The organism is Pseudomonas sp. NFACC04-2 (assembly GCF_900119265.1).
Taxonomy (GTDB): Bacteria; Pseudomonadota; Gammaproteobacteria; order Pseudomonadales; family Pseudomonadaceae; genus Aquipseudomonas; species Aquipseudomonas fluorescens_AA.
On sequence record NZ_FPJC01000004.1, the window covers coordinates 245,681 to 261,355 of the forward strand.

19 protein-coding genes are annotated in these 15,675 nt (G+C 62.5%); 10 read left to right on the forward strand and 9 right to left on the reverse strand.

What is annotated here, in order from left to right:
• Positions 1-35: 35 nt before the first annotated feature.
• Positions 36-1,070 (reverse strand): type IV pilus twitching motility protein PilT, encoded by a 1,035-nt coding sequence (locus tag BT125_RS07655; RefSeq protein ID WP_072405908.1) that lies wholly within the window; start codon positions 1,068-1,070, stop codon positions 36-38.
• 54 nt (positions 1,071-1,124) lie between these two features.
• Between BT125_RS07655 and BT125_RS07660 the strand changes: the two genes are divergently transcribed.
• The 9 genes from BT125_RS07660 to BT125_RS07700 all read left to right on the forward strand — a co-directional run bounded on the left by BT125_RS07660 (position 1,125) and on the right by BT125_RS07700 (position 7,896).
• On the forward strand, positions 1,125-1,811 hold the full coding sequence (locus tag BT125_RS07660) for a YggS family pyridoxal phosphate-dependent enzyme (RefSeq protein WP_072405909.1): 687 nt from the start codon (positions 1,125-1,127) through the stop codon (positions 1,809-1,811).
• Positions 1,812-1,846: 35 nt separating this feature from the next.
• Positions 1,847-2,665: a pyrroline-5-carboxylate reductase gene (gene proC / locus BT125_RS07665; protein ID WP_072405910.1), complete on the forward strand. Its 819-nt coding sequence runs from the start codon at positions 1,847-1,849 to the stop codon at positions 2,663-2,665.
• A 10-nt stretch (positions 2,666-2,675) separates the two neighbouring features.
• Entirely contained in the window at positions 2,676-3,266 is a 591-nt protein-coding gene (locus BT125_RS07670) for a YggT family protein (RefSeq protein ID WP_072405911.1), read from the forward strand.
• A 271-nt stretch (positions 3,267-3,537) separates the two neighbouring features.
• Positions 3,538-4,677 carry a homoserine O-succinyltransferase MetX gene (locus BT125_RS07675; protein ID WP_046063237.1) on the forward strand — a complete coding sequence of 380 codons (1,140 nt, stop codon included), beginning with the start codon at positions 3,538-3,540 and terminating at the stop codon, positions 4,675-4,677.
• A gap of 7 nt (positions 4,678-4,684) precedes the next feature.
• The gene (metW, locus tag BT125_RS07680) at positions 4,685-5,305 is read left to right on the forward strand and encodes a methionine biosynthesis protein MetW (RefSeq protein ID WP_060740200.1); all 621 of its coding nucleotides are present in this window, start codon (positions 4,685-4,687) and stop codon (positions 5,303-5,305) included.
• Between the two features lie 25 nt (positions 5,306-5,330).
• Positions 5,331-5,765: a DUF4426 domain-containing protein gene (locus tag BT125_RS07685; protein ID WP_072405912.1), complete on the forward strand. Its 435-nt coding sequence runs from the start codon at positions 5,331-5,333 to the stop codon at positions 5,763-5,765.
• Positions 5,762-6,358, forward strand: coding sequence for an RdgB/HAM1 family non-canonical purine NTP pyrophosphatase (gene rdgB, locus BT125_RS07690; protein WP_072405913.1), 597 nt, complete (start codon positions 5,762-5,764; stop codon positions 6,356-6,358). Before BT125_RS07685 ends, rdgB begins: the two co-directional genes overlap by 4 nt.
• On the forward strand, positions 6,355-7,554 hold the full coding sequence (gene hemW, locus BT125_RS07695) for a radical SAM family heme chaperone HemW (RefSeq protein ID WP_072405914.1): 1,200 nt from the start codon (positions 6,355-6,357) through the stop codon (positions 7,552-7,554). The genes rdgB and hemW overlap by 4 nt, the downstream gene beginning before the upstream one ends.
• A gap of 18 nt (positions 7,555-7,572) precedes the next feature.
• Positions 7,573-7,896, forward strand: coding sequence for a DUF3392 domain-containing protein (locus BT125_RS07700; RefSeq protein ID WP_060740196.1), 324 nt, complete (start codon positions 7,573-7,575; stop codon positions 7,894-7,896).
• A 144-nt stretch (positions 7,897-8,040) separates the two neighbouring features.
• On the opposite strand, the gene trmB is transcribed toward BT125_RS07700, so the two are convergent.
• From trmB to BT125_RS07720, 4 genes are all read right to left on the reverse strand, one after another.
• Entirely contained in the window at positions 8,041-8,766 is a 726-nt protein-coding gene (gene trmB / locus BT125_RS07705; RefSeq protein ID WP_072405915.1) for a tRNA (guanosine(46)-N7)-methyltransferase TrmB, read from the reverse strand.
• A 9-nt stretch (positions 8,767-8,775) separates the two neighbouring features.
• Positions 8,776-9,570 carry a thiazole synthase gene (locus BT125_RS07710; protein ID WP_072405916.1) on the reverse strand — a complete coding sequence of 265 codons (795 nt, stop codon included), beginning with the start codon at positions 9,568-9,570 and terminating at the stop codon, positions 8,776-8,778.
• Between the two features lie 54 nt (positions 9,571-9,624).
• Positions 9,625-9,825 carry a sulfur carrier protein ThiS gene (gene thiS, locus BT125_RS07715; protein WP_060740194.1) on the reverse strand — a complete coding sequence of 67 codons (201 nt, stop codon included), beginning with the start codon at positions 9,823-9,825 and terminating at the stop codon, positions 9,625-9,627.
• Between the two features lie 90 nt (positions 9,826-9,915).
• Positions 9,916-10,287 (reverse strand): DUF423 domain-containing protein, encoded by a 372-nt coding sequence (locus BT125_RS07720; protein WP_072405917.1) that lies wholly within the window; start codon positions 10,285-10,287, stop codon positions 9,916-9,918.
• A 73-nt stretch (positions 10,288-10,360) separates the two neighbouring features.
• On the opposite strand from BT125_RS07720, the gene mtgA reads away from it, so the two are divergent.
• Entirely contained in the window at positions 10,361-11,083 is a 723-nt protein-coding gene (gene mtgA, locus BT125_RS07725; RefSeq protein WP_072405918.1) for a monofunctional biosynthetic peptidoglycan transglycosylase, read from the forward strand.
• Positions 11,084-11,267: 184 nt separating this feature from the next.
• Here the strand turns inward: mtgA and rpoH are convergent, their stop codons facing one another.
• The 4 genes from rpoH to ftsY form a co-directional block, all read right to left on the reverse strand.
• Positions 11,268-12,122 (reverse strand): RNA polymerase sigma factor RpoH, encoded by an 855-nt coding sequence (rpoH, locus tag BT125_RS07730; RefSeq protein WP_003177476.1) that lies wholly within the window; start codon positions 12,120-12,122, stop codon positions 11,268-11,270.
• 112 nt (positions 12,123-12,234) lie between these two features.
• A complete protein-coding gene (gene ftsX, locus BT125_RS07735; protein WP_072405919.1) occupies positions 12,235-13,257 on the reverse strand; it encodes a permease-like cell division protein FtsX in 1,023 nt (340 codons plus the stop codon).
• Positions 13,254-13,925, reverse strand: coding sequence for a cell division ATP-binding protein FtsE (ftsE, locus tag BT125_RS07740; protein WP_003177474.1), 672 nt, complete (start codon positions 13,923-13,925; stop codon positions 13,254-13,256). The genes ftsX and ftsE overlap by 4 nt, the downstream gene beginning before the upstream one ends.
• Positions 13,922-15,346: a signal recognition particle-docking protein FtsY gene (gene ftsY, locus BT125_RS07745; RefSeq protein WP_072405920.1), complete on the reverse strand. Its 1,425-nt coding sequence runs from the start codon at positions 15,344-15,346 to the stop codon at positions 13,922-13,924. The genes ftsE and ftsY overlap by 4 nt, the downstream gene beginning before the upstream one ends.
• Positions 15,347-15,675: the final 329 nt, after the last annotated feature.

The window sequence follows — 15,675 nt, forward strand, 5'->3', positions numbered from 1 at the left end:
GGGCCGTATCAGGCCTTACTGACCATTTTCCCGCCTCAGAAATTATCCGGCGTACGCGCCTTCTCCCGAGCATGCTCGCGGCTGATCAAGCCTTTGCTCACCAAGTCCTTCAAACACATATCCAGCGTCTGCATCCCCAGCGAACCGCCGGTCTGGATCGATGAGTACATCTGCGCGATTTTGTCTTCACGGATCAGGTTCCGGATGGCCGAGGTTCCCAGCATGATTTCATGCGCCGCGATCCGGCCGCCGCCGATCTTCTTGATCAGCGCCTGGGAAATCACTGCCTGCAACGATTCCGACAACATCGAGCGCACCATGGACTTTTCGTCGCCGGGGAACACATCCACCACCCGGTCAATGGTCTTGGCCGCCGAGGTGGTGTGCAGGGTGCCGAACACCAGGTGCCCGGTTTCGGCGGCGGTCAGTGCCAGGCGGATAGTTTCCAGGTCGCGCATCTCGCCCACCAGGATCACGTCCGGATCCTCCCGCAGGGCTGAACGCAGGGCCGTGGAGAAGCTTTGGGTGTCGCGGTGCACCTCGCGCTGGTTGATCAGGCACTTGCGCGGTTCGTGAACGAATTCGATAGGGTCTTCGATGGTGAGGATGTGATGGTGCTTATGGCTGTTGAGGTAGTCGATCATGGCCGCCAGGGTGGTGGACTTGCCCGAACCCGTCGGCCCGGTCACCAGCACCAGCCCGCGCGGCGATTCGGTCACCTTGCGAAACACCTCGCCCATCCCCAGGTCTTCCATGGTCAGGACTTTCGACGGAATGGTCCGGAACACCGCCCCCGCGCCGCGATTCTGGTTGAAGGCGTTGACCCGGAACCGCGCGACGCCCGGCACGTCGAAGGAAAAGTCGGTCTCCAGAAACTTTTCGTAATCCACCCGTTGCCGGTCGTTCATGATGTCGTAGATCAGTTCATGGACCTGCTTGTGGTCCAGCGCCGGCAGGTTGATCCGCCGTACATCGCCATCCACGCGGATCATCGGCGGCAGCCCGGCGGACAGATGCAGGTCCGATGCCCCTTGTTTGGCGCTGAAGGCCAGCAGTTCAGTGATATCCATAGCGCTCCTCAATTCCAGTAGAATGCCGCGAACCTCACCGCTGGCGCTTCCTTTATGTCCACGATAGCAGACAACATTGCTCAGGTTAGTTCGCGCATCCGCACGGCGGAGCAGACCGCCCAACGTGCAGAAGGCAGTGTCCAACTGCTGGCCGTGAGCAAGACCAAGCCCGCCCAGGCCCTGCGTGAGGCCTATGCCGCCGGCCTGCGGGACTTCGGCGAGAACTACCTGCAAGAGGCCCTGGGCAAACAGGTCGAATTGACCGACCTGCCCTTGATCTGGCACTTCATCGGCCCCATTCAATCGAACAAGACGCGCGCTATCGCCGAACACTTCGACTGGGTGCATTCCGTGGATCGCTTGAAAATTGCGCAGCGCCTGTCCGAGCAACGCCCGGCCGAGTTGCCGCCGCTGAACATCTGTATCCAGGTCAACGTCAGCGGTGAAGCCAGCAAATCCGGCTGCACCCCGGCGGACCTGCCCGCCCTGGCCAGCGCCATCAGCGCTTTGCCGCGCCTGAAGCTGCGCGGGCTGATGGCGATTCCCGAACCCACCGAAGAGCGTGCCGCCCAGGATGCAGCCTTCGCCGCCGTTCAACGCCTGCAAGCCAGCCTGGCACTGCCGCTGGACACGCTTTCCATGGGCATGAGCCACGACCTCGAGTCGGCCATTGCCCAGGGCGCCACCTGGGTGCGCATCGGTACTGCCCTGTTTGGTGCCCGCGACTACGGTCAATCCTGAACCATGACCGACTCATCTCTTTATAAGGACCTGTCATGAGCAACACGCGTATTGCCTTCATCGGCGCCGGCAACATGGCCGCCAGCCTGATCGGCGGCCTGCGGGCCAAGGGCCTGGACGCTTCGCTGATCCGCGCCAGCGATCCGGGTGAAGAGACCCGCACCCGAGTGAGTGCCGAGCACGGCATCGAAACCTTCGCCGACAATGCCCAGGCCATCGACGGTGCCGACGTCATCGTGCTGGCGGTCAAGCCGCAAGCGATGAAAACCGTCTGCGAAGCCCTTCGCCCCAGCCTCAAGCCCCATCAACTGGTGGTGTCGATTGCTGCCGGCATCACCTGCGCCAGCATGAACAACTGGCTCGGCGACCAGCCGATCGTACGCTGCATGCCCAACACGCCGGCGCTGTTGCGCCAGGGCGTCAGCGGCCTGTTCGCCACGCCACGGGTGAGCGCCGAGCAACGCCAGCAGGCCGAAACGCTGCTGTCGGCCGTCGGCCTGGCCCTGTGGCTGGACACCGAACAGCAACTGGACGCGGTCACCGCCGTCTCCGGCTCGGGCCCGGCGTACTTCTTCCTGTTGATCGAAGCCATGACCGCCGCTGGCGAAAAGCTTGGCCTGCCGCGGGAAACCGCCGCCCAGTTGACCTTGCAGACCGCCCTCGGTGCCGCGCATATGGCGGTGTCGAGCAACGTCGATGCGGCCGAGCTGCGTCGTCGCGTGACCTCACCGGCCGGCACCACCGAAGCGGCCATCAAATCGTTCCAGGCCGGGGGCTTCGAAGCCCTGGTGGAAAAAGCACTCGGCGCCGCCGCGCACCGCTCGGCCGAAATGGCCGAACAACTGGGCCAATAAGGAGCCATTCATGATTGGATTGAACACTGCAGCGGTCTACGTGCTGCAAACCCTCGGCAGCCTGTACTTGCTGATCGTGCTGCTGCGTTTCGTGCTGCAACTGGTGCGCGCCAACTTCTACAACCCGCTGTGCCAGTTCATCGTCAAGGCCACCCAGCCGCTGCTCAAGCCGTTGCGCCGGATCATCCCGAGCCTGTTCGGCCTGGACATGTCGTCGCTGGTCCTGGCGATCCTCGTGCAACTGGCGCTGATGGCCCTGACCCTGCTGCTGACCTACGGCACCACCGGCAACCCGCTGCAATTGCTGATCTGGTCGATCATTGGCGTGACCGCGCTGTTCCTGAAGATTTTCTTCTTCGCCATGATCATCAGCGTGATCCTGTCGTGGGTCGCGCCGGGCAGCCATAACCCGGGGGCCGAGCTGGTGAACCAGATCTGCGAGCCGGCCCTGGCGCCGTTCCGCCGCATCGTGCCGAACCTGGGTGGCCTGGATATCTCGCCGATCCTGGCGTTCATGGTGCTCAAGCTGATCGACATGCTGGTGATCAACAACCTGGCGGCGATGACCATGATGCCGGAAATCCTGCGGCTGCTGATCTGACGCCCCAGCTCTGCTCTCTGTGGCAAAAGAACTGTCTGTGGCGAGGGGATTTATCCCCGCTGGGCCGCGAAGCGGCCCCAAAGCAGACAACTCGGTCAGTCTAATACTCCGCATACTCAGGTTTCAGGGCTGCTTCGCAGCCCAGCGGGAATAAATCCCCTCGCCACAAATAAATCCCCTCGCAACCGTTGTATCCCCTGGTTGCGCCTTTGCTTGCCGCCCGCCACAGCGGTCTTTAGACTTACGCCTCATTTCAACGCGAGCAGGGTCGATGCCAGCTGCCTTTCCCCCCGATTCCGTTGGTCTGGTGACGCCGCAAACGGCGCATTTCAGCGAGCCCCTGGCCCTGGCCTGCGGCCGTTCGTTGCCAGCCTATGACCTGATCTACGAAACCTACGGCACCCTCAATGCCACGGCGAGCAATGCCGTGCTGATTTGCCACGCCTTGTCGGGGCATCACCACGCCGCCGGCTACCACAGCATCGACGACCGCAAGCCCGGCTGGTGGGACAGTTGCATCGGCCCGGGCAAACCCATCGACACCAGCAAGTTCTTCGTGGTCAGCCTGAACAACCTGGGCGGCTGCAACGGCTCCACCGGCCCCAGCAGCCTCAACCCGGACACCGGCAAGCCCTTCGGTGCCGATTTCCCGGTGCTGACCGTGGAAGACTGGGTCCACAGCCAGGCCCGCCTGGCCGACCGCCTCGGTATCGGCCAGTGGGCCGCGGTGATCGGCGGCAGCCTGGGGGGCATGCAGGCCCTGCAATGGACCATCACCTACCCGGACCGCGTGCGCCACTGCCTGGCAATCGCCTCGGCCCCCAAGCTGTCGGCGCAAAACATCGCCTTCAACGAAGTGGCGCGCCAGGCGATCCTCACCGACCCCGAATTCCACGGCGGTTCGTTCCAGGAACACGGCGTGATCCCCAAGCGCGGGCTGATGCTGGCGCGGATGGTCGGGCACATCACCTACCTGTCCGACGACTCCATGGGCGAGAAATTCGGCCGTGGCCTCAAGAGCGAAAAGCTCAACTACGACTTCCACAGCGTCGAGTTCCAGGTCGAGAGCTACCTGCGCTATCAGGGTGAAGAGTTCTCCGGGCGTTTCGATGCCAACACCTACCTGCTGATGACCAAGGCCCTGGACTACTTCGATCCAGCGGCGAACTTCGACGATAACCTGGCGAAAACCTTCGCCAATGCCACCGCCAAGTTCTGCGTGATGTCGTTCACCACCGACTGGCGCTTCTCCCCGGCGCGCTCGCGGGAGCTGGTGGACGCGCTGATGGCCGCGCGCAAGGACGTCTGCTACCTGGAAATCGACGCGCCCCAGGGCCACGACGCCTTTTTGATCCCGATCCCGCGCTACCTGCAGGCGTTCGGCAATTACATGAACCGTATAACGCTGTGAGGACGCCATGAGAGCCGATCTGGACATCATCCAGGAATGGATCCCCGCCGGCAGCCGCGTGCTCGACCTGGGCTGCGGCAACGGCGAACTGCTGACCTGGCTGCGAGACAACAAACAAGTCACCGGCTACGGCCTGGAAAACGACCCGGACAACATTGCCGAGTGTGTCGCCAAGGGCATCAACGTCATCGAGCAGGACCTGGACAAGGGCCTGGGCAACTTCGCCAGCAACAGCTTCGACATCGTGGTCATGACCCAAGCCCTGCAAGCGGTGCACTACCCGGACAAGATCCTCGACGAAATGCTGCGGGTCGGGCGCCAGTGCATCATCACCTTCCCCAACTTCGGTCACTGGCGCTGCCGCTGGTACCTGGCGAGCAAAGGTCGCATGCCGGTTTCGGACTTCCTGCCCTACACCTGGTACAACACGCCGAACATCCACTTCTGCACCTTCAAGGATTTCGAAGCGCTGTGCCGCGAACGTGAAGCCAAGGTCATCGATCGCCTGGCCGTGGACCAACAGCACCGCCACGGGTGGGCCAGCAAGCTATGGCCTAATCTGTTAGGTGAAATAGGCATCTATCGGGTCAGCAGCCCAGGCCTTGCCGATTACCAGGTCGCGGTGTAAGACCCGGCCTCTCCAGGAGCACGACATGAAACGTCTAGCGTTGTTTCTCATCACCGCTTGCCTGAGCGTTGGCGCCATGGCCGCCGACGTCATCAAGGCCGAGCGCAAGGAAGTGTTCGGTGATATCACCGTGCACTACAACACCTTCAACTCCACCTTCCTGACGCCGGAGATCGCCAAGGCTGCCGAGCTGATTCGCAGCAAGAACCAGGGTGTGATCAATGTCTCGGTGATCAAAAGCGGCAAGCCATTGATCGCCGACGTCAGCGGCACGGTGAAGGACCTGACTAGCAAGACAGTCCCCCTCTCCTTCCGCCAGGTCACCGAACAAGGCGCGATCTATTACATCGCCCAGTATCCAGTGGACCAACAGGAAACCCGCACCTTTGAAATCAAGGTGAAAACCGGCGACAAGATCAACACCCTCAACTTCAACCAGGAACTGTTCCCCGGCGAATGATGAACCTCACCCAACTCGTACTGGCCAGCCACAACGCCGGCAAACTCAAGGAACTGCAGGCCATGCTCGGCGGGTCGGTGCAGTTGCGCTCGATTGGCGAATTCAGCCAGGTGGAACCGGAAGAAACCGGCCTGTCGTTCGTCGAGAACGCCATCCTCAAGGCCCGCAATGCCGCGCGCATCTCGGGCCTGCCGGCGCTGGCCGACGATTCCGGGCTGGCCGTGGATTTCCTCGGCGGCGCACCGGGCATTTACTCGGCCCGTTACGCTGACGGCAAAGGTGATGCGGCGAACAACGCCAAGCTGCTCGATGCCCTCAAGGACGTGCCCGAAGCCGAGCGCGGCGCGCAGTTCGTCTGTGTGCTGGCCCTGGTGCGCCACGCCGACGATCCGCTGCCGATCCTCTGCGAAGGCCTGTGGCACGGGCGCATTCTCACCGAAGCGAGCGGCGAACACGGTTTCGGCTACGACCCGCTGTTCTGGGTGCCGGAGCGCAACTGCTCCAGTGCCGAACTGGGCCCGTTGGAAAAAAATCAGCTGAGCCACCGAGCCCGCGCCATGGTTCTGCTGCGCCAACGCCTGGGCCTGCAATGACCGACGACGTCCCCGCACCCCTGATTCATGGCGGTGCACAAACGCCTCGGGCGCCGCTGCCGGTGCTGCCGCCCCTGGCGTTGTACATCCACATCCCGTGGTGCGTACGCAAATGCCCCTATTGCGATTTCAACTCCCATACTGCCAGTGCGCATCTGCCGGAAGAGGAATACGTTGACGCTTTGCTGGCCGATCTCGACCAGGACCTGCACGGGGTTCATGGCCGTGAACTGAGCTCGATCTTCTTCGGCGGCGGTACGCCAAGCCTGTTCAGTGCCCAAGCCCTGGGCCGGCTGCTCAAGGGGGTCGAAGCGCGGATACCGTTCGCCCAGGACATCGAAATCACCCTGGAAGCCAACCCCGGCACGTTCGAGCAAGAAAAATTCGTCGCTTACCGGGCCTTGGGCATCAACCGCCTGTCCATCGGCATCCAGAGCTTCCAGCAGGCCAAGCTCGAAGCCCTGGGGCGGATCCATAACGGTGACGAAGCGATACGCGCCGCCGGCATGGCCCGCCAGGCCGGGTTCGACAACTTCAACCTGGACCTGATGCATGGGCTGCCCGACCAGTCCCTCGACGACGCCTTGAGCGACCTGCGCCAGGCCATTGCCTTGAAGCCGACCCACGTGTCCTGGTACCAGTTGACGCTGGAACCGAACACGGTGTTCTGGAATCAGCCGCCGACCTTACCCGAAGACGACACGCTGTGGGACATCCAGGAAGCCGGGCAGGCCTTGCTGGCCGCAAACGGCTACGCCCAATACGAAGTCTCGGCCTACGCCCAGCCCGGCCGGGCGGCGCGGCATAACCTCAACTACTGGAGCTTCGGCGACTTCATCGGCATCGGCGCCGGCGCCCACGGCAAGCTCAGCCATCCGGACGGGCGCATCGTGCGCACCTGGAAGACCCGCCTGCCCAAGGACTACCTCAATCCGGCCAAAAGCTTCCAGGCTGGCGAGAAAACCCTGGCCAATGAAGAACTGCCGTTCGAGTTCCTGATGAATGCCCTGCGCCTGACCGCAGGCGTGGACGCGCGGCTGTACCCGGAACGCACCGGGTTGCCCCTGCAAAGCCTGGCCGAAGGCCGGCGCGAGGCCGAACAAAGCGGGTTGTTGCAGGTCGAACCGACACGTCTGGCGGCCACCGAGCGCGGACAGCTGTTTCTCAATGACTTGCTGCAGACATTTCTGAGCTGATCAACACAAGGAAATCGAATGGATCTGGTACTCGACCTGCTGGCCACCGTGTCCCGCTGGAGCCGCAGCAACCTGTCGGAAATCTCCCTGGCATTGGTAGGCTGCCTGCTGGTGCTGTTTGGTGCCGACATCAAGGGCTGGGTCGACCAACGACTGGGCAGCATCGCCGGCGCCTTGCGCGTCCCCTTGATCGCCCTGCTGTGCATGATCGGCAGCGGTGCCGCGCTGATCTATGCCACGCCATGGATCGTCAGAGGCTTGAGTCAGTTCAACAACTACAGCCTGGCGCCGGTGTTGTTGGTGGTGCTGGTGTTGATTGGCGTGGTGGCGGATCGGCGCTGATCCAGGGCACACCAGAAAGCAACTGTGGGAGCGGGCTTGCTCGCGATGGCGGTATAACAGTCAACATTGATGTTGGATGTCATGCCCTCATCGCGAGCAAGCTCGCTCCCACAGGGGATCCCATTTCAGCAGGATCTTCGGTGCTTACGCCACCTTCTCGAACTTCAAATCCCAAACCCCATGCCCCAGCCGTTCGCCACGGCGTTCGAACTTGGTGATCGGCCGTTCGGCCGGGCGCGGCACGCACTTGCCGTCTTCGGCCAGGTTGCGATAACCCGGGGCGACGTTCATCACTTCCAGCATGTACTCGGCATAGGGTTCCCAGTCGGTGGCCATATGCAGCACGCCGCCGACCTTCAACTTGCTGCGCACCAGTTCAGCGAACGACGCCTGGACGATGCGGCGCTTGTGATGCCGGCTTTTGTGCCAAGGGTCCGGGAAGAACAGCATCAGCCGGTCGAGACTGTTATCGGCCACGCAGCGGTTGAGCACCTCGATGGCGTCGCAATCGTAGACCCGCAGGTTGGTCAACCCCTGGGTCAGCACGCCGTTGAGCAGTGCACCGACGCCGGGACGGTGGACTTCCACCCCGATGAAATCCTGCTCCGGCGAAGCGGCGGCCATTTCCAGCAACGAGTGGCCCATGCCGAAGCCGATTTCCAGCGAGCGCGGGGCCGAGCGGCCGAACACCTGGTCAAAATCCACCGGCGCATCGGCCAGGGGCAGGACAAACAGCGGCGCGCCCTGCTCCAGGCCGCGCTGCTGGCCTTCAGTCATGCGCCCGGCGCGCATCACGAAACTCTTGATGCGGCGGTGCTTGCGCTCTTCGCCTTCTTCCGGCAGGACCGGCGTGTCGTTCGATTCAGTCATCAATGGCTCTTACTTGATCAGACCATCCAGCGGCGAGGAGGCGCTGGCGTACAGTTTTTTCGGCATGCGGCCGGCCAGGTACGCCAGGCGACCGGCGACGATGGCGTGCTTCATGGCTTCGGCCATCAGGACCGGCTGCTGGGCGTGGGCGATAGCCGAGTTCATCAGCACCGCTTCACAACCCAGCTCCATGGCGATAGTGGCGTCGGAGGCGGTGCCGACACCGGCATCCACCAACACCGGGATCTTGGCTTCTTCCAGGATGATCTGCAGGTTGTACGGGTTGCAGATCCCCAGGCCAGTACCGATCAGGCCGGCCAGCGGCATGACCGCGATGCAGCCGATTTCCGCCAGTTGACGGGCAATGATCGGGTCATCGCTGGTGTAGACCATCACGTCGAAACCTTCCTTGACCAGGGTTTCGGCGGCCTTGAGGGTTTCGATCACGTTGGGGAACAGGGTTTTCTGGTCCGCCAGCACTTCCAGCTTCACCAGATTGTGACCATCGAGCAGTTCACGAGCCAGGCGACAGGTGCGCACGGCCTCGATGGCGTCGAAGCAACCTGCGGTGTTCGGCAGGATGGTGTAGCGATCCGGTGGCAGGATATCCAGCAGGTTCGGTTCGCCCGGGTTCTGGCCGATGTTGGTCCGGCGCACGGCGACGGTCACGATCTCGGCGCCCGAGGCCTCGATGGCCAGGCGGGTTTCGTCCATGTCGCGGTATTTGCCGGTGCCTACCAGCAAGCGCGACTGGTAGGTACGACCGGCCAGGACGAAGGGCTTGTCGCTACGAACGATGCTCATGGGAAATCCTCTGTTGGGGTGAGGTTCTTGCGAAATACTGCGAAACCGATGCGACTAGCCGCCACCGATGGCGTGGACCACTTCGACCGAATCGCCGTCGTTCAACGTGGTTTCGGCGTGCTGGCTGCGCGGGACGATATCCAGATTGAGCTCCACCGCGACGCGACGTCCAGCGAGTTCCAGACGGGTCAGCAGGGCCGCAACGGTTTCGCCGTCGGGCAGTTCAAGGGGTTCGCCGTTCAACTGAATGCGCATGCCGGATGCCGCCATCATTTTTAGGGGCTGGCATTCTAGCCCGATCAGTCAGGGCGACCCAAGCCATTCGTCATGAAATGGACTGCCCGGTCAGCCCAGCCGCCAGGCGGCAAGCCCCAGGCACAGCCAGCCGATCAGGAACGCCACGCCGCCCAACGGGGTGATGATGCCCAGCTTGCTGATGCCTGTGAGCGTCAGCAGGTACAGGCTGCCGGAGAACAACAGGATGCCGATGACAAAGGAGATCCCGGCCCAAGTGACGATACGACCGGGAATATGCGTAGCCAGCAGCGCAACGCCCAGCAACGCCAGGGTGTGCACCAGTTGGTAGGTGACGCCGGTGTGGAAAATCGCCAGGTAATCGGCGCTCAGGCGATTTTTCAGGCCATGGGCGGCAAATGCCCCCAGCGCCACGCCCGTGAAACCGAAAAAAGCCGCCAGCATCAGAAAGCTACGCAACATGGGAACTCCAGTCAGACTCGGTGGACAGGGTCTGTATAATGGCCCGCTCGACGGGTTCGGCCAAGCCATCTCTATGCTGCGTTTATTGTTTCGACGATTCCTTAAAGCACTGCTCTGGTTCGCCGTCGGCAGCGTCGTGCTGGTGCTGCTGTTTCGCGTGGTGCCGCCGCCGTTCACGGCGCTGATGATCGAGCGCAAGGTTGAATCCTGGTTCGGCGGTGAGCCGATCGACCTGCAACGCACCTGGCAGCCTTGGGACCGGATTTCCGACAGCCTCAAGGTGGCGGTGATCGCTGGTGAAGATCAGAAATTCCCCGAGCACTGGGGCTTCGACATTGGCGCGATCCAGGCCGCCTTCGCTCACAATGGGCGTGGCGGTTCGATTCGCGGCGCCAGCACCCTCAGCCAGCAAGTGTCCAAGAACCTGTTCCTGTGGTCGGGCCGCAGCTGGCTGCGCAAAGGTCTGGAGGCCTGGTTCACCGCGCTGATCGAAGTGCTCTGGCCCAAGCAGCGGATCCTTGAGGTGTACCTCAACAGCGTCGAGTGGGATGACGGCGTGTTCGGGGCGGAAGCAGCAGCACGCCATCACTTCCGCATCAGCGCTGACGCCTTGTCCCGACAACAGGCCAGCCTGCTGGCGGCGGTATTGCCCAACCCGCGGAAATGGAGCGCCAGCCGGCCGAGCCCTTATGTGCTGCGGCGGGCGGGCTGGATTCGCCAGCAGATGAGCCAGCTGGGGGGTGACAGCTACCTGCTGGAGCTCGATCGTTCGCGGCGGGCGCCTTGGGCGCAGTAGCCCAGACACTTAGGACCCCTTGTGGGAGCGGGCTTGCTCGCGAATGCGGTGCGTCAGACACATTGATATGGCCTGACACACCGCATTCGCGAGCAAGCCCGCTCCCACAGAGGTTTTTGCCCGCACAAACAAAAACGCCCCGATCATTACTGATCGGGGCGTTTTTTATGGCTGCTATCGCAGGTCAAGCCGCAATCGACACCTTGAGCTTGTTCATCGCGCTCTTCTCGAGCTGGCGAATCCGCTCGGCCGACACGTTGTACTTCTGCGCCAGGTCGTGCAGCGTGGCTTTTTCCTCGGCCAGCCAACGCTGGTAGAGGATGTCGCGGCTGCGTTCGTCCAGCACTTCCAGGGCTTCGTGCAGGTTGGTGTTGGAGTTGTCGCTCCAGTCGGCGTCTTCCAGTTGACGCGCCGGGTCATACCGGTGGTCTTCCAGGTAGTTGGCCGGCGATTGGAAAGCGCTGTCGTCGTCCGCTTCGGCGGCCGGGTCGAAAGCCATGTCATGGCCGGTCAGGCGGCTTTCCATCTCGCGCACTTCCCGGGGTTCTACGCCCAGGCTTTCAGCCACGCGGTGGACTTCTTCGTTGTTCAGCCAGGCCAGACGCTTCTTCTGGCTGCGCAGGTTGAAGAACAGCTTGCGCTGGGCCTTGGTGGTCGCGACTTTCACGATGCGCCAGTTGCGCAGGATGAACTCGTGGATTTCCGCCTTGATCCAGTGCACGGCGAACGACACCAGGCGCACACCCATTTCCGGGTTGAAGCGCTTGACCGCCTTCATCAGGCCGACGTTGCCTTCCTGGATCAGGTCGGCCTGGGCCAGCCCGTAGCCAGAATAGCTGCGGGCGATATGTACGACAAAACGCAGGTGGGCGAGCACCATCTGCCGAGCCGCCTCAAGATCCTGCTCATAATAGAGACTCTCGGCCAGTTCACGCTCCTGCTCGGGCGTCAGCAAGGGGATGCTGTTCACCGTGTGCACATAGGCCTCCAGGTTCGCACCCGGGACCAGAGCATAAGCAGGTTGCAAAGAAGTGGTCATACGAAAAAACCTCCGACTCACATAACTCGTGCAGTTCAGCACTGCGAAAATTGACCGGGAACCCAAAGACAAGTTCCCACAAAAACCGAAAGGTCAATACGCGCAAAAAACACTATTTTGGCGCAAGCTCACGCAAGTGGCGTGCGACCGCAATCCATGCACCGATATAACCCAACAGCACCGCGCCAAGCAAGAGCGACAGACCGTCGGCGACTGGCACTCCGGCCAGCGCGAAATCACTGCCGTACAAACCGGCCAGCCCCACTACCGCATCGTTCAGCCAGTCCAGGCCAAACGCCAATACGCCCCAGGACAGAATCCCCGCACCGAAGCCATACAGCGCCCCCATATAAAGGAAGGGCCTGCGTACATAACTGTCCGTACCGCCGACGAGTTTAATCACTTCTATCTCGGTGCGGCGGTTTTCAATATGAAGACGAATGGTATTGCCTATCACCAAAAGTAATGCAGAAACCAGCAGCACCGTCAGACCGAAGACAAACCGGTCGCCGAGCTTGAGGATCGCCGCTAGACGCTCGACCCAGACTAGATCAAGTTGCGCCTGTTGTACCTTCGGCAACTCGGAAAGTCTTTGTCTTAATGCTTCAAGGGCGGGCTTGTCGACCTCGTTCGGCGTCACCAGCACCACGCCCGGCAGCGGGTTTTCCGGCAGCTCCTTGAGCGCGTCGCCCAGGCCGGACTGTTGCTGGAACTCTTCCAGCGCCTGCTCGCGGCCGATGTACTCGGCTTCGGCCACGCCCGGCATCGCCTTGATCTGCTCAACCAATGCCTGGCCTTCGCCGGGACTGGCGTCCATCTGCAGATAGAGTGAAATCTGCGCCGCGCGCTGCCAGGAGCCGCCCAGGCGCTCCACATTGTTCAGCAATAATGACAGGCCCATGGGCAGGCTCAGGGCGACCGCCATCACCATGCAGGTAAAGAAGCTGCCGATGGGCTGCTTGCCCAGGCGCCGCAGGCTGTCCAGCAGGCTGGCGCGATGGCTTTCGATCCAGGCGCGCAGCAGAGTGGCGAAATCCGGGCCGTCGTCATCGTCGCGCTTTTTCTTTTGCGGCTGCGGATCGGAGGCCTTCGGGGCCACGCGTTCGGCCACTTTCGGGCTGCGAGTAGCACTCATACGCCGGCCTCCCCGTCACCGATCAATCGACCGCGTTGCAAGGTGAGCATGCGGTGACGCATGCGGGCGATCAGGGCCAGGTCGTGACTGGCGATCAGCACGCTGGTGCCCAGGCGGTTGATGTCTTCGAACACGCCCATGATTTCCGCCGCCAGGCGCGGGTCGAGGTTACCGGTGGGCTCGTCCGCCAGCAGCAAGGCCGGGCGATGGACGATGGCACGGGCGATGCCGACGCGCTGTTGCTGGCCGGTGGACAGGTCGCCCGGGTACAGGTCGGTCTTGTCCGACAGGGCCACGCGCTCCAGGGCCGAGTCCACACGCTTGATGATCTCGGCCTTGGACAGGCCAAGAATCTGCAACGGCAACGCCACGTTGTTGAACACCGTGCGGTCGAACAACAACTGGTGATTCTGGAACACCACGCCGATCTGCCGCCGCAGGTAGGGGATCTGGGCATTGCTGATGGTGCTCAGGTCCTGGCCGGCCAGCAGCAGTTTGCCGGTGGAAGGCCGCTCCATCGCCAGCAACAGGCGCAGCAAGGTGCTTTTACCGGCGCCGGAATGGCCGGTGACAAACAGAAACTCGCCCCGACGGACCCGAAAGCTCAGCTCATGCAAGCCGACGTGACCGTTCGGATAGCGTTTACCGACCTGTTCGAAACGAATCATGAATGCTCCCGTTCGGCAAACAGTGCCTGGACAAAGGGCTCGGCCTCAAAGGTGCGCAAGTCGTCGATGCCTTCGCCCACGCCGATGTAGCGAATGGGCAGGCCGAACTGCTTGGCCAAGGCGAAAATCACCCCGCCCTTGGCGGTGCCGTCGAGCTTGGTCAGGGCCAGCCCCGTCAGCTCGACGGTCTGGTTGAACTGCTTGGCCTGGTTGATGGCGTTCTGGCCGGTACCGGCGTCCAGCACCAGCAGCACTTCGTGGGGCGCGTCGGCGTCGAGCTTGCCGATCACCCGGCGCACCTTCTTCAATTCTTCCATCAGGTTGTCTTTGGTGTGCAGGCGACCGGCCGTGTCGGCGATCAGCACATCGATGCCACGGGCCTTGGCCGCCTGCACGGCGTCGAAGATCACCGACGCGGAGTCGGCGCCGGTGTGCTGGGCGATTACCGGGATCTTGTTGCGCTCACCCCACACTTGCAGCTGTTCGACCGCGGCGGCACGGAAGGTGTCGCCGGCGGCAAGCATGACTTTCTTGCCTTCGAGCTGCAGCTTCTTGGCCAGCTTGCCGATGGTGGTGGTCTTGCCGGCGCCATTGACGCCAACGACCAGGATCACGAACGGCTTGTTCTGCGAGGCGATCACCAGCGGCTTTTCCACCGGCTTGAGCAGGCTGGTCAGCTCGCCCTGCAGGGATTTGTACAGGGCATCGGCGTCGGTCAGCTGCTTGCGCGCGACCTTCTGGGTCAGGCTCTGGATGATCACCGAGGTGGCCTCGACACCGACATCGGCGGTCAGCAGGCGGGTTTCGATGTCCTCCAGCAATTCGTCGTCGATGACTTTCTTGCCCAGGAACAGGCTGGCCATGCCTTCGCCGATGCTGGCGCTGGTCTTGGACAGGCCCTGCTTGAGGCGGGCGAAGAAGCCGACCTTGTTTTCCTCAGCGCTGCGGACGGGCTCGACGGTGTCCACCACGGCAGGTGCCGGCTCGGTTGCGGCAGGCGCAACCACGGATGCAACGACGGCGGCTGGCGGTTCGATGACAGCTTCGACGACTGGCGTCTCGACAACCGGTGTCGGCGCTGGAATCGGCGGGGTGATATGGGGCGCCGTTTCCTCCACCAGTGCGACAGGCTCTTCCGCCACCGGCAAGGTCAGCCAGGGCGTTTGCTCCGCGGGCGGGGTCAGCGGCTGCTCGACCATCGGTTCGGCAACGGGCTCAGGCTCGACCGGTTGCAGCACCGGCTCGGCGATCGGCAGGACAATGGGCGCGGCTTCTTCGGCCACGGCCTCGGCGGCGGGCTCGGGCAGCGCTTGTGGCTGTTCGACGACGGTATCCTGCGGCTTCTTGCGCAGCCATCCGAACAGGCCTTTTTTCTCGCCAGCCGGGGCTGGGGTCTTCTTGTCGTCGTTGGAACCAAACATGGAGGACGGCTATCTCACGGTAGCGACGCGCCAAGAGGGCGCCTCGGTGATAAATATTCAATGCTGAACAGACTGCGTTTCATCCAGCTTGTTCACGCGCAACATTTTGTCGAAGCGCCCCCAGGACGCCTCAAAGTCGATTTTTTCGAAGGACTGGTACGGCATCATCGGCGAAAACACCGGGATCAACGAGCAAACCCAGGGTTTCTGCGGAGAACCCAGACAACCCCGGGCCGATAAAAGGCCCGATAGGCGTGGCCGCCAGTAAAACGGATCAGTATCCTAGCACCTCCTCGCCCGCTGAGGCTAAGACCTAGCAGGCAACCCAA